Genomic DNA, 14558 nt, shown 5'->3' with positions numbered 1-14558 from the left:
CTTAATAACTGTTCACAGAAGCAGCGCGCAAAAATCAGCTGCCACACAACATAACAAAGCGAAGCCTACTCATGAGCATCTTGTACGAAGAGCGTCTTGATGGCGCTTTACCCGATGTCGACCGCACATCGGTACTGATGGCACTGCGTGAGCATGTCCCTGGACTTGAGATCCTGCATACCGATGAGGAGATCATTCCTTACGAGTGTGACGGGTTGAGCGCGTATCGCACGCGTCCATTACTGGTTGTTCTGCCTAAGCAGATGGAACAGGTGACAGCGATTCTGGCTGTCTGCCACCGCCTGCGTGTACCGGTGGTGACCCGTGGTGCAGGCACCGGGCTTTCTGGTGGCGCGCTGCCGCTGGAAAAAGGTGTGTTGTTGGTGATGGCGCGCTTTAAAGAGATCCTCGACATTAACCCCGTTGGTCGCCGCGCGCGCGTGCAGCCAGGCGTGCGTAACCTGGCGATCTCCCAGGCCGTTGCACCGCATAATCTCTACTACGCACCGGACCCTTCCTCACAAATCGCCTGTTCCATTGGCGGCAACGTGGCAGAAAATGCCGGCGGCGTCCACTGCCTGAAATATGGTCTGACCGTACATAACCTGCTGAAAATTGAAGTGCAAACGCTGGATGGCGAGGCACTGACGCTGGGATCGGATGCGCTGGATTCGCCTGGTTTTGACCTGCTGGCGCTGTTCACCGGATCGGAAGGTATGCTCGGCGTGACCACCGAAGTAACGGTGAAGCTGTTGCCGAAGCCGCCCGTGGCGCGGGTTCTGTTAGCCAGCTTTGACTCGGTAGAAAAAGCCGGACTTGCAGTTGGTGACATCATCGCCAATGGCATTATCCCCGGCGGGCTGGAGATGATGGATAACCTGTCGATCCGCGCGGCGGAAGATTTTATTCATGCCGGTTATCCCGTCGACGCCGAAGCGATTTTGTTATGCGAGCTGGACGGCGTGGAGTCTGACGTACAGGAAGACTGCGAGCGGGTCAACGACATCTTGTTGAAAGCGGGCGCGACTGACGTCCGTCTGGCACAGGACGAAGCAGAGCGCGTACGTTTCTGGGCCGGTCGCAAAAATGCGTTCCCGGCGGTAGGACGTATCTCCCCGGATTACTACTGCATGGATGGCACCATCCCGCGTCGCGCCCTGCCTGGCGTACTGGAAGGCATTGCCCGTTTATCGCAGCAATATGATTTACGTGTTGCCAACGTCTTTCATGCCGGAGATGGCAACATGCACCCGTTAATCCTTTTCGATGCCAACGAACCCGGTGAATTTGCCCGCGCGGAAGAGCTGGGCGGGAAGATCCTCGAACTCTGCGTTGAAGTTGGCGGCAGCATCAGTGGGGAACATGGCATCGGGCGAGAAAAAATCAATCAAATGTGCGCCCAGTTCAACAGCGGTGAAATCACGACCTTCCATGCGGTCAAGGCGGCGTTTGACCCCGATGGTTTGCTGAACCCTGGGAAAAACATTCCCACGCTACACCGCTGTGCTGAATTTGGTGCCATGCATGTGCATCACGGTCATTTACCTTTTCCTGAACTGGAGCGTTTCTGATGCTACGCGAGTGTGATTACAGTCAGGCGCTGCTGGAGCAGGTGAATCAGGCAATTAGCGATAAAACGCCGCTGGTGATTCAGGGCAGCAATAGCAAAGCCTTTTTAGGTCGCCCTGTCACCGGGCAAACGCTGGATGTGCGTTGTCATCGCGGCATTGTTAATTACGACCCGACCGAGCTGGTGATAACCGCTCGTGCCGGAACGCCGCTGGTGGCGATTGAAGCGGCGCTGGAGAGCGCCGGGCAAATGCTTCCCTGCGAGCCGCCGCATTATGGTGAAGAAGCCACCTGGGGCGGGATGGTCGCCTGCGGGCTGGCGGGGCCGCGTCGCCCGTGGAGCGGTTCGGTCCGCGATTTTGTCCTCGGCACGCGCATCATTACCGGCACTGGAAAACATCTGCGTTTTGGTGGCGAAGTGATGAAAAACGTTGCCGGATACGATCTCTCACGGTTAATGGCCGGAAGCTACGGTTGTCTGGGTGTGCTCACTGAAATCTCGATGAAAGTGTTACCGCGACCACGCGCCACCCTGAGCCTGCGTCGGGAAATCAGCCTGCAAGAAGCTATGAACGAAATCGCCCAGTGGCAACTCCAGCCATTACCCATTAGTGGCTTATGTTACTTCGACAATGCGTTGTGGATCCGCCTTGAGGGCGGCGAAGGATCGGTAAAAGCAGCGCGTGAACTGCTGGGGGGCGAAGAGGTTGCGGGTCAGTTCTGGCAGAAATTGCGTGAACAACAACTGCCGTTCTTCTCGTTACCAGGTACCTTATGGCGCATTTCCTTACCCTGCGATGCGCCGATGATGGATTTACCCGGCGAGCAACTGATCGACTGGGGCGGGGCGTTACGCTGGCTGAAATCGACAGCCGAGGACAATCAAATCCATCGCATCGCCCGCAACGCTGGCGGTCATGCGACCCGCTTTAGTGCCGGAGATGGTGGCTTTGCCCCGCTACCGGCTCCTTTATTCCGCTATCACCAGCAGCTTAAACAGCAGCTCGACCCTTGCGGCGTGTTTAACCCCGGTCGCATGTACGCGGAACTTTGAGGAGCAGGCTATGCAAACCCAATTAACCGAAGAGATGCGGCAGAACGCGCGGGCGCTGGAAGCCGACAGCATCCTGCGCGCCTGTGTTCACTGCGGATTTTGTACCGCAACCTGCCCAACCTATCAGCTTCTGGGCGATGAACTGGACGGGCCGCGCGGGCGCATCTATCTGATTAAACAGGTGCTGGAAGGCAACGAAGTCACGCTTAAAACACAGGAGCATCTCGATCGCTGCCTCACTTGCCGCAATTGTGAAACCACCTGTCCTTCTGGTGTGCGCTATCACAATTTGCTGGATATCGGGCGTGATATTGTCGAGCAGAAAGTGAAACGCCCACTGCCGGAGCGAATGCTGCGCGAAGGATTGCGCCAGGTAGTGCCGCGTCCGGCGGTGTTTCGTGCGCTGACGCAGGTAGGGCTGGTGCTGCGACCGTTTTTACCGGAGCAGGTCAGAGCAAAATTGCCTGCCGAAACGGTGAAAGCTAAACCGCGTCCGCCGCTGCGCCATAAGCGTCGGGTTTTAATGCTGGAAGGCTGCGCCCAGCCTACGCTTTCGCCCAACACCAACGCGGCAACTGCGCGAGTGCTGGATCGTCTGGGGATCAGCGTGACGCCAGCTAACGAAGCAGGCTGTTGTGGCGCGGTGGACTATCATCTTAATGCGCAAGAGAAAGGGTTAGCGCGGGTGCGCAATAATATTGATGCCTGGTGGCCCGCGATTGAAGCAGGTGCCGAGGCTATTTTGCAGACTGCCAGCGGCTGCGGCGCGTTTGTCAAAGAGTATGGGCAGATGCTGAAAAACGATGCGTTGTATGCCGATAAAGCGCGTCAGGTCAGTGAGCTGGCGGTCGATTTAGTCGAACTTCTGCGCGAGGAACCGCTGGAAAAACTGGCAATTCGCGGCGATAAAAAACTGGCCTTCCACTGCCCGTGTACCCTGCAACATGCGCAAAAGCTGAACGGCGAAGTGGAAAAAGTGTTACTTCGTCTTGGATTTACCTTAACGGACGTTCCCGACAGCCATCTGTGCTGCGGTTCAGCGGGAACATATGCGTTAACGCATCCCGATCTGGCGCGCCAGCTGCGGGATAACAAAATGAATGCGCTGGAAAGCGGCAAACCGGAAATGATCGTCACCGCCAACATTGGTTGCCAGACGCATCTGGCGAGCGCCGGTCGTACCTCTGTGCGTCACTGGATTGAAATTGTAGAACAAGCCCTTGAAAAGGAATAACAAAATGAAAACTAAAGTCATTCTTAGCCAGCAAATGGCGAGTGCAATTATTGCCGCAGGTCAGGAAGAGGCTCAGAAAAACAACTGGTCAGTTTCCATTGCTGTTGCCGATGACGGCGGTCATCTGCTGGCGTTAAGTCGCATGGATGATTGCGCGCCAATTGCGGCTTACATCTCCCAGGAGAAAGCGCGTACCGCCGCACTGGGACGTCGTGAAACTAAGGGCTATGAAGAGATGGTGAACAACGGACGTACCGCGTTCGTGACTGCGCCGTTACTGACGTCGCTGGAAGGCGGCGTACCGGTTGTTGTGGATGGGCAAATTATTGGTGCCGTGGGCGTTTCTGGTTTAACCGGAGCACAGGATGCGCAGGTCGCGAAAGCGGCAGCAGCGGTGTTGGCGAAATAAGCGAAAACGAGGAGATAAATAATGAGTGAAACCATAACCCAGGGCCGTTTACGCATTGACGCCGACTTTAAACGTTTTGTGGATGAAGAAGTTTTGCCGGGCGTAGAACTGGATGCTGCGGTGTTCTGGCGCAATGTTGATGAGATCGTTCACGATCTGGCACCAGAAAATCGTCAGTTGCTGGCAGAACGCGATCGCATTCAGGCGGCGCTTGATGAGTGGCATCGCAGCAATCCGGGGCCGGTTAAAGATAAAACGGCCTATAAATCTTTCCTGCGTGAACTGGGCTACCTGGTGCCACAACCGGAGCGCGTGACGGTGGAAACCACGGGCATTGACAGCGAAATCACCAGCCAGGCGGGGCCACAGCTGGTGGTTCCGGCAATGAACGCCCGCTACGCGCTGAACGCGGCGAACGCTCGCTGGGGCTCACTGTACGATGCGTTATACGGCAGCGACATCATCCCGCAGGAAGGGGCGATGGTCAGCGGCTACGATCCGCAGCGCGGTGAGCAGGTTATCGCCTGGGTTCGGCGTTTCCTCGATGAATCACTACCGCTGGAAAACGGCAGCTATCAGGATGTGGTGGCGTTTAAGGTGGTTGATAAACAATTACACATCCAGTTGAAAAATGGTAAAGAAACCACGTTACGCACCCCGGCGCAGTTTGTCGGTTACCGTGGCAATGCCGCTGCGCCGTCCTGCATTTTGCTGAAAAATAACGGCCTGCATATTGAGCTGCAAATCGATGCCAACGGGCGGATTGGCAAAGACGATCCGGCGCATATCAACGATGTTATCGTCGAAGCGGCCATCAGTACCATTCTCGACTGCGAAGATTCGGTCGCGGCGGTTGATGCGGAAGATAAAATCCTGCTGTACCGCAACCTGCTGGGCCTGATGCAGGGGACTCTGCAAGAGAAAATGGAAAAAAACGGTCGGCAAATCGTGCGTAAACTGAATGACGATCGTCATTACACCGCCGCCGATGGCTCTGAAATTTCTCTGCACGGACGCTCGCTGCTGTTTATCCGCAACGTGGGTCATTTGATGACCATTCCTGTGATTTGGGACAGCGAAGGCAATGAAATCCCGGAAGGCATTCTTGATGGCGTCATGACTGGCGCGATTGCCCTCTATGATTTAAAAGTGCAGAAAAACTCGCGCACTGGCAGCGTCTATATTGTGAAACCGAAAATGCACGGTCCGCAGGAAGTGGCGTTCGCCAACAAACTGTTTACCCGCATTGAGACAATGCTCGGTATGGCACCGAATACCCTGAAAATGGGCATTATGGATGAAGAACGCCGAACCTCGCTGAACTTGCGTAGCTGTATTGCTCAGGCGCGCAACCGCGTGGCGTTCATCAATACCGGTTTCCTCGACCGTACCGGCGATGAGATGCATTCGGTGATGGAAGCTGGCCCGATGCTGCGTAAAAACCAGATGAAATCGACGCCGTGGATCAAAGCCTACGAGCGTAATAACGTGCTTTCCGGTCTGTTCTGTGGGCTGCGCGGTAAAGCGCAAATTGGTAAAGGCATGTGGGCAATGCCGGACCTGATGGCAGACATGTACAGCCAGAAGGGCGACCAACTGCGTGCCGGGGCAAACACAGCCTGGGTTCCGTCACCAACCGCTGCTACGCTCCATGCGCTGCACTACCACCAAACCAACGTACAGAGCGTGCAGGCCAACATTGCCCAGAGCGAGTTCAATGCTGAATTTGAACCGTTGCTGGACGATCTGCTGACTATTCCGGTGGCTGAAAACGCTAACTGGTCGGTGGAAGAGATCCAACAAGAGCTGGATAACAACGTGCAGGGGATTCTGGGGTACGTGGTGCGTTGGGTGGAGCAGGGGATTGGTTGTTCAAAAGTGCCGGATATTCATAACGTGGCGCTGATGGAAGACCGCGCAACGCTGCGTATCTCCAGCCAGCATATCGCCAACTGGTTACGTCACGGTATTCTGACCAAAGAACAGGTGCAGGCGTCGCTGGAGAATATGGCGAAAGTGGTTGATCAGCAAAACGCTGGCGATCCGGCTTATCGTCCGATGGCGGGGAATTTCGCTAACTCGTGTGCTTTTAAAGCTGCCAGCGATTTAATCTTCCTCGGCGTGAAACAGCCAAACGGCTATACCGAACCGTTATTACACGCCTGGCGTTTACGCGAAAAAGAAAGTCATTAATAGCGTCAAAAAAGCCCCGGCAAGTTTTATTGTCGGGGCTATGATAGTAACTGCGGTAGTACATTTATCCCGGAAATAACCGGAGCGATTATCAGGGTTTAACAATATTAAATACCCGTAGCGCATTACTAGCGGGCCTAAAACAACAATATGGACATCTTAACGATATTCTGCGCCTGCGTGTGCGGAACAGAAACACTTACCCGATATACTTGTTATGCCAGAGGTAGCAATTGCGTTAGCAGCGTACTGTTGCTGTAAAGTATAACGCCTATATTTTACAGTTCAGTCCTCTTTTGCTTATTACAACCTTAAGTATATCAAGCATATAAAGATAATAAGAGACTGAACAATATGGTTACCTGGACCCAAATGTATATGCCGATGGGAGGACTGGGGCTATCCGCTCTGGTCGCCCTGATCCCGATAATATTCTTCTTCGTTGCACTCGCGGTATTACGTCTGAAAGGACATGTCGCTGGAGCAATAACCCTTATATTATCTATCCTGATTGCAATATTCGCCTTTAAAATGCCGATTGATATGGCATTTGCTGCTGCGGGCTATGGCTTTATTTATGGATTATGGCCAATTGCGTGGATTATTGTCGCGGCGGTGTTCCTGTATAAATTAACCGTTGCCAGCGGGCAGTTCGATATTATCCGCAGCTCGGTTATCTCCATCACCGACGATCAGCGTTTGCAGGTGTTACTGATTGGTTTCTCCTTTGGTGCGTTGCTGGAAGGAGCGGCTGGCTTTGGTGCGCCGGTGGCGATTACCGGTGCGCTGCTGGTGGGCCTGGGCTTCAAACCGTTATACGCGGCGGGGCTGTGTCTGATTGCCAATACTGCGCCGGTGGCGTTTGGTGCGTTGGGCGTGCCGATTCTGGTCGCCGGTCAGGTAACGGGAATCGATCCGTTCCACATTGGCGCAATGGCGGGACGTCAGTTACCGTTCCTGTCGGTTCTTGTGCCGTTCTGGCTGGTAGCAATGATGGACGGCTGGAAAGGGGTGAAAGAGACGTGGCCAGCGGCGCTGGTTGCTGGGGGAAGCTTCGCTGTCACTCAGTTCTTTACCTCTAACTATATTGGTCCCGAACTGCCCGATATTACTTCGGCGCTGGTGAGTATCGTCTCACTCGCTTTATTCCTTAAAGTCTGGCGGCCGAAAAATACCGAAACGGCAATCAGCATGGGACAATCCGCAGGTGCGATGGTGGTGAATAAACCATCTTCTGGCGGTCCCGTGCCTTCAGAATATAGTCTGGGGCAAATCATTCGTGCGTGGTCACCGTTTTTAATCTTAACGGTGCTGGTCACCATCTGGACCATGAAGCCGTTTAAAGCGTTATTTGCTCCGGGCGGCGCGTTTTATTCACTGGTGATTAATTTCCAGATCCCTCATTTGCATCAACAAGTGTTGAAAGCGGCACCCATTGTCGCCCAACCAACGCCAATGGATGCGGTGTTTAAATTCGACCCTCTCTCAGCTGGCGGCACCGCTATTTTTATTGCGGCGATTATCTCTATCTTCATCCTCGGCGTGGGCATCAAGAAAGGGATTGGCGTCTTTGCCGAAACGCTAATTAGTCTGAAGTGGCCGATATTGTCGATTGGCATGGTGCTGGCGTTCGCCTTCGTCACCAACTATTCCGGCATGTCCACCACGCTGGCGCTGGTACTGGCAGGTACAGGCGTAATGTTCCCGTTTTTCTCACCGTTTCTCGGCTGGCTGGGCGTATTCCTTACCGGCTCGGACACCTCCTCTAACGCCCTGTTTGGTTCACTGCAATCGACCACGGCGCAGCAAATCAACGTCTCTGACACCCTGCTGGTGGCAGCAAATACCAGCGGCGGCGTAACTGGCAAGATGATCTCCCCGCAATCTATCGCCGTGGCCTGCGCCGCGACGGGCATGGTGGGCCGAGAATCTGAACTGTTCCGCTACACCGTGAAGCACAGTCTGATTTTTGCCAGCGTTATCGGCATTATCACGCTGTTGCAGGCGTATGTGTTTACCGGGATGTTAGTTTCGTAAGTCAATAATGCCGGATGATCGTTAATATCATCCGGCTACATTTACATTATTCTGTCTTATTAATTAAAAATTATTTCTCGCTTTATTATCCATGCGGCAATAATGTTTTGCGTTCAGATAACCTGCTAAATAATTAAGAGCGTGAGAACATCTGTTTTTTTATCACGCAAAACAAGCCTGTATTAATTATGTTCGCTTGATGAGCAAACACCGTTCTATCTGTTGCTTTTGCAATCTTAATCGTTAAAACTACCAACAAATTTATATAGTTACGTTGTGAAAGATTGTTAATTTTTTGTTTATTGAAATTCCGTAAAAATAACCAGACAGACATCAAATAGGGGTTATTCTTATAAATTTCACCTGTTTTTCTATCAGTGATGCCGTTTTCTTAAGAATGGAGGAAGTTATTAGAGAAGATAAAACATAAAACTATTTCTCCCAGTTACGAATTTTTTAACATTGTTTTGTCACTTGCGTTATTAATGAATAAGAAATTTAAATATAAGAAATCGCTTTTAGCGGCTATTTTGAGTGCAACCCTGTTAGCCGGTTGTGATGGCGGTGGCTCCGGATCTTCCTCCGATACGCCGCCTGTAGATTCTGGAACAGGGTCTTTGCCGGAAGTGAAACCTGATCCAACACCAAACCCGGAGCCGACGCCTGAGCCAACGCCGGACCCAGAACCTACGCCGGAACCGACACCTGATCCAGAGCCAGAACCGGAGCCAGAACCTGTTCCTACGAAAACGGGTTATCTGACCCTGGGCGGAAGCCAGCGGGTAACTGGTGCTACCTGTAATGGTGAATCCAGCGATGGCTTTACATTTACACCTGGTGAGGACGTTACTTGCGTGGCGGGTAACACGACAATTGCTACCTTCGACACCCAGTCAGAAGCTGCGCGTAGCCTGCGTGCGGTTGAAAAAGTGTCGTTTAGTCTTGAGGACGCGCAAGAACTGGCGGCTTCCGACAACAAGAAAAGCAATGCGCTCTCGCTAGTCACCTCCATGAACAGTTGCCCGGCGGATACAGAACAGGTGTGCCTGGAGTTCTCCTCAGTGATCGAGAGTAAACGCTTCGACTCGCTGTATAAGCAAATCGATCTGGCACCGGAAGAGTTCAAAAAGCTGGTCAATGAAGAGGTGGAAAACAATGCTGCGACCGATAAAGCGCCATCCACTCATACCTCACCGGTCGTGCCTGTCACCACGCCGGGAACAAAACCGGATCTGAACGCTTCCTTCGTGTCGGCTAACGCGGAACAGTTTTATCAGTATCAACCTTCGGAAATCATTCTCTCCGAAGGCCGACTGGTCGATAGCCAGGGATATGGTGTTGCTGGCGTCAACTACTACACCAATTCAGGCCGTGGCGTGACAGGGGAAAATGGTGAATTTTCCTTTAGCTGGGGCGAAACCATCTCCTTTGGTATCGATACCTTTGAACTGGGTTCAGTGCGCGGCAATAAGTCGACCATTGCGCTGACTGAACTGGGTGATGAAGTTCGCGGGGCGAATATTGATCAGCTTATTCATCGCTATTCGACGACCGGGCAAAATAATACCCGTGTTGTTCCGGACGATGTACGCAAGGTCTTTGCCGAATATCCCAACGTGATCAACGAGATTATCAATCTCTCGTTATCCAACGGTGCGACGCTGGGGGAAGGTGAGCAAGTTGTTAATCTGCCAAACGAATTTATTGAGCAGTTTAAGACGGGTCAAGCCAAAGAGATCGATACCGCGATTTGTGCGAAAACCGACGGTTGTAACGAGGCTCGCTGGTTCTCGCTGACGACGCGCAATGTTAATGACGGCCAGATTCAGGGCGTTATTAACAAGCTGTGGGGTGTGGATACAAGTTACAAATCTGTCAGCAAGTTCCATGTATTCCATGACTCCACCAACTTCTATGGCAGCACCGGTAATGCGCGCGGTCAGGCGGTGGTGAATATCTCTAACGCGGCCTTCCCGATTCTGATGGCGCGTAATGATAAAAACTACTGGCTGGCCTTCGGCGAGAAACGCGCCTGGGATAAAAACGAGCTGGCGTACATTACGGAAGCGCCTTCTCTTGTTGAGCCGGAAAACGTTACGCGCGATACCGCCACCTTTAACCTGCCGTTTATTTCGCTGGGGCAAGTCGGTGAGGGCAAACTGATGGTTATCGGTAACCCGCACTACAACAGCATTTTGCGTTGTCCGAACGGTTACAGCTGGAACGGGGGCGTTAATAAAGACGGGCAGTGTACGCTCAGCGGTGATTCAGATGACATGAAGCACTTCATGCAGAACGTACTGCGCTATCTGTCCGACGATAAATGGACGCCGGACGCGAAAGCCAGCATGACCGTAGGCACCAACCTGGATACTGTCTATTTCAAACGTCATGGTCAGGTTACAGGAAACAGCGCTGAGTTCGGCTTTCATCCGGATTTTGCGGGTATCTCTGTTGAGCATTTAAGTAGCTATGGCGATCTCGACCCGCAGGAAATGCCGCTGCTGATCCTCAACGGCTTTGAGTATGTGACTCAGGTTGGTAACGATCCTTATGCAATCCCGCTGCGTGCAGATACCAGCAAACCGAAGCTGACTCAGCAGGATGTGACCGATCTGATCGCCTATCTGAACAAAGGTGGATCGGTGCTGATCATGGAAAACGTGATGAGCAATCTTAAGGAAGAGAGCGCGTCTGGTTTTGTGCGTCTGTTGGATGCTGCAGGTCTGTCAATGGCACTGAACAAGTCGGTGGTGAATAACGATCCTCAAGGGTATCCGAACCGCGTTCGTCAGCAGCGCGCAACGGGCATTTGGGTCTATGAACGTTATCCTGCCGTAGACGGTGCGCTGCCGTACACCATCGATAGTAAGACAGGGGAAGTTAAGTGGAAATATCAGGTAGAAAACAAACCTGATGACAAACCGAAGCTGGAAGTTGCCAGCTGGCTGGAAGATGTAGATGGCAAACAGGAAACGCGTTATGCCTTTATTGATGAGGCCGATCATAAAACAGAGGATTCTCTGAAGGCTGCGAAGGAGAAAATTTTCGCCGCGTTCCCGGGGCTGAAAGAGTGTACTAATCAGGCATATCACTACGAGGTCAACTGTCTGGAATACCGTCCTGGCACGGGGGTTCCGGTTACTGGTGGCATGTATGTTCCACAGTATACGCAACTAAGCCTTAACGCCGACACGGCAAAAGCGATGGTGCAGGCTGCGGATTTAGGCACCAACATTCAGCGTCTGTATCAGCATGAGCTCTACTTCCGGACCAATGGTCGCAAAGGTGAGCGTCTGAGCAGCGTCGATCTGGAACGTCTGTACCAGAACATGTCGGTCTGGCTGTGGAACGATACGAGCTATCGTTATGAAGAAGGCAAAAATGACGAGCTGGGCTTTAAAACGTTCACCGAGTTCCTGAACTGCTATACCAACGATGCCTATACCGATGGCACACAGTGCTCCGCAGATCTGAAAAAATCGCTGGTCGATAACAACATGATCTACGGTGACGGTAGCAGCAAAGCGGGCATGATGAACCCGAGCTATCCACTCAACTATATGGAAAAACCGCTGACGCGCCTGATGCTGGGCCGTTCCTGGTGGGATCTGAACATTAAGGTTGATGTGGAGAAGTACCCTGGAGCGGTATCTGTGGGGGGAGAAGAGGTTACTGAAACCATCAGCCTGTACTCGAATCCGACCAAATGGTTTGCAGGTAACATGCAGTCAACTGGCCTGTGGGCACCGGCTCAGAAAGAGGTCACCATTAAGTCCAATGCGAACGTTCCTGTGACCGTCACCGTGGCGCTGGCTGACGACCTGACCGGACGTGAGAAGCATGAAGTTGCGCTGAACCGTCCGCCAAGAGTGACTAAAACGTACTCTCTGGACGCTAGCGGTACGGTGAAGTTCAAGGTGCCTTACGGTGGCCTGATTTATATCAAGGGCAATAGCTCTACCAATGAATCAGCCAGTTTCACCTTTACTGGCGTGGTAAAAGCACCGTTCTATAAAGACGGCGCATGGAAAAACGATCTGAACTCACCGGCTCCGCTGGGTGAGCTGGAATCAGACGCTTTCGTCTATACCACACCGAAGAAGAACCTGAATGCCAGCAATTACACGGGCGGACTGGAGCAATTCGCTAACGATCTGGATACCTTTGCCAGCTCGATGAATGACTTCTACGGTCGTAATGATGAAGACGGTAAGCACCGGATGTTTACCTATAAAGCATTGACGGGCCACAAGCATCGTTTCACCAACGATGTGCAGATCTCCATCGGTGATGCGCACTCTGGTTATCCGGTAATGAACAGCAGCTTCTCGACGAACAGCACCACGCTGCCGACGACGCCGCTGAACGACTGGCTGATCTGGCACGAAGTTGGTCACAACGCCGCCGAAACGCCGCTGACTGTTCCTGGCGCAACTGAAGTAGCGAACAACGTGCTGGCGCTGTACATGCAGGATCGCTATCTCGGCAAGATGAACCGTGTCGCTGACGATATTACTGTCGCGCCGGAATATCTGGACGAGAGCAACGGTCAGGCATGGGCGCGCGGCGGTGCGGGCGACCGTCTGCTGATGTACGCGCAGCTGAAGGAGTGGGCAGAGAAAAACTTTGATATCAAACAGTGGTATCCAGAAGGCTCTCTGCCAGAGTTCTACAGCGAGCGTGAAGGGATGAAAGGCTGGAACCTGTTCCAGTTGATGCACCGTAAAGCGCGCGGCGATGAGGTTGGCAATAACAAGTTCGGCAGTAAGAACTACTGTGCTGAATCTAACGGTAACGCTGCCGACACGCTGATGCTGTGTGCCTCCTGGGTCGCCCAGACGGATCTTTCGGAGTTCTTTAAGAAATGGAATCCGGGCGCGAATGCTTACCAGTTGCCGGGAGCGACGGAGATGAGCTTCGAAGGCGGTGTGAGCCAGTCGGCTTACAACACGCTCGCGTCACTCGATCTGCCGAAACCGAAGCAAGGGCCGGAAACCATTAATAAGGTTACCGAATATTCGATGCCTGCTGAATAACCCGGATAAGGCGCTCGCGCCGCATCCGGCATGAAATAAGGCGCATCGGGTCAACACATATGCCCGATGCGCCAGCTTATCGGGCCTGGAGGAAAGCCATATGGCATACACCCGCAGGCCCGCATCCGGCAAATTACAACAAACAACCTTTAACCATGCTTTTTGATGTTTTTCAGCAATACCCCGCGGCGATGCCCGTCCTGGCTACCGTCGGAGGATTGATTATCGGCAGTTTTTTGAATGTGGTGATTTGGCGTTACCCTATCATGCTGCGCCAACAAATGGCGGAGTTTCACGGTGAAATGCCGAGTACGCAGTCAAAAATAAGCCTTGCGCTACCGCGTTCGCACTGCCCACATTGTCAGCAGACCATCCGGATACGTGACAATATACCGCTGCTCTCCTGGCTGATGCTCAAAGGGCGCTGCCGCGACTGTCAGGCGAAAATCAGCAAGCGTTATCCGCTGGTGGAGTTATTGACGGCACTCGCTTTTTTGCTGGCGAGTCTGGTGTGGCCAGAAAGTGGATGGGGGCTGGCGGTGATGATATTATCCGCCTGGCTGATTGCCGCGAGCATCATTGACCTCGACAACCAATGGCTGCCCGATGTTTTTACTCAGGGCGTATTGTGGACCGGGCTGATTGCGGCATGGGCGCAACAGAGTCCGTTAACACTACAAGATGCAGTCACCGGCGTACTGGTGGGATTTATCACTTTTTACTCCCTGCGCTGGATAGCCGGAATAGTTCTGCGTAAAGAAGCATTAGGCATGGGCGATGTATTACTCTTCGCCGCTTTAGGTGGCTGGGTGGGGGCGTTATCACTGCCCAACGTTGCTTTAATCGCCTCATGCTGCGGCCTGATATATGCCGTTATTACAAAAAGAGGATCAACCACACTGCCTTTTGGACCGTGTTTAAGTCTGGGCGGTATAGCAACACTTTATCTACAGGCATTGTTTTAATGATAACAACGTCATTATCAAAGTGACATTTTAACTCTTATTAATAACCTTAGAGATT

General features: G+C 52.7%; 8 protein-coding genes. All 8 read left to right on the top strand.

Annotated features, from left to right (window positions below; all coding sequences use genetic code 11):
* Positions 1-71 precede the first annotated feature (71 nt).
* The 8 genes from glcD to pppA all read left to right on the top strand — a co-directional run bounded on the left by glcD (position 72) and on the right by pppA (position 14500).
* Positions 72-1571 (top strand): glycolate oxidase subunit GlcD, encoded by a 1500-nt coding sequence (gene glcD, locus ACJHYD_RS09635; RefSeq protein WP_021561393.1) that lies wholly within the window; start codon positions 72-74, stop codon positions 1569-1571.
* On the top strand, positions 1571-2623 hold the full coding sequence (gene glcE, locus ACJHYD_RS09630; protein WP_021561392.1) for a glycolate oxidase subunit GlcE: 1053 nt from the start codon (positions 1571-1573) through the stop codon (positions 2621-2623). Before glcD ends, glcE begins: the two co-directional genes overlap by 1 nt.
* Positions 2624-2633: 10 nt before the next feature.
* Complete coding sequence (gene glcF / locus ACJHYD_RS09625) at positions 2634-3857, top strand: glycolate oxidase subunit GlcF (RefSeq protein ID WP_021561391.1); 1224 nt, start codon at positions 2634-2636, stop codon at positions 3855-3857.
* Between the two features lie 4 nt (positions 3858-3861).
* Positions 3862-4266: a GlcG family protein gene (locus ACJHYD_RS09620; protein WP_000853256.1), complete on the top strand. Its 405-nt coding sequence runs from the start codon at positions 3862-3864 to the stop codon at positions 4264-4266.
* A gap of 21 nt (positions 4267-4287) precedes the next feature.
* Complete coding sequence (gene glcB / locus ACJHYD_RS09615) at positions 4288-6459, top strand: malate synthase G (protein ID WP_109553695.1); 2172 nt, start codon at positions 4288-4290, stop codon at positions 6457-6459.
* A gap of 354 nt (positions 6460-6813) precedes the next feature.
* A complete protein-coding gene (gene glcA / locus ACJHYD_RS09610) occupies positions 6814-8496 on the top strand; it encodes a glycolate permease GlcA (protein WP_000259302.1) in 1683 nt (560 codons plus the stop codon).
* Positions 8497-8981: 485 nt separating this feature from the next.
* Complete coding sequence (gene sslE, locus ACJHYD_RS09605; protein ID WP_021561390.1) at positions 8982-13535, top strand: lipoprotein metalloprotease SslE; 4554 nt, start codon at positions 8982-8984, stop codon at positions 13533-13535.
* A gap of 155 nt (positions 13536-13690) precedes the next feature.
* A complete protein-coding gene (gene pppA, locus ACJHYD_RS09600) occupies positions 13691-14500 on the top strand; it encodes a prepilin peptidase PppA (protein WP_021561389.1) in 810 nt (269 codons plus the stop codon).
* Positions 14501-14558: the final 58 nt, after the last annotated feature.

This window comes from Escherichia sp. WS1368 (genome assembly GCF_046487485.1).
GTDB classification, from domain to species: Bacteria; Pseudomonadota; Gammaproteobacteria; order Enterobacterales; family Enterobacteriaceae; genus Escherichia; species Escherichia coli.
Note: the sequence above shows the minus strand (reverse complement) of the source record. Positions and strands in the feature narration are given on the sequence as shown.

Excerpts from the sequence above, each read along its gene's own strand:
- sslE (WP_021561390.1), top strand. The coding sequence starts at position 8,982 with ATGAATAAGAAATTTAAATATAAGAAATCGCTTTTAGCGGCTATTTTG.
- glcA (WP_000259302.1), top strand. The coding sequence starts at position 6,814 with ATGGTTACCTGGACCCAAATGTATATGCCGATGGGAGGACTGGGGCTA.
- glcE (WP_021561392.1), top strand. The coding sequence starts at position 1,571 with ATGCTACGCGAGTGTGATTACAGTCAGGCGCTGCTGGAGCAGGTGAAT.
- glcB (WP_109553695.1), top strand. The coding sequence starts at position 4,288 with ATGAGTGAAACCATAACCCAGGGCCGTTTACGCATTGACGCCGACTTT.
- glcD (WP_021561393.1), top strand. The coding sequence starts at position 72 with ATGAGCATCTTGTACGAAGAGCGTCTTGATGGCGCTTTACCCGATGTC.
- glcF (WP_021561391.1), top strand. The coding sequence starts at position 2,634 with ATGCAAACCCAATTAACCGAAGAGATGCGGCAGAACGCGCGGGCGCTG.
- pppA (WP_021561389.1), top strand. The coding sequence starts at position 13,691 with ATGCTTTTTGATGTTTTTCAGCAATACCCCGCGGCGATGCCCGTCCTG.
- ACJHYD_RS09620 (WP_000853256.1), top strand. The coding sequence starts at position 3,862 with ATGAAAACTAAAGTCATTCTTAGCCAGCAAATGGCGAGTGCAATTATT.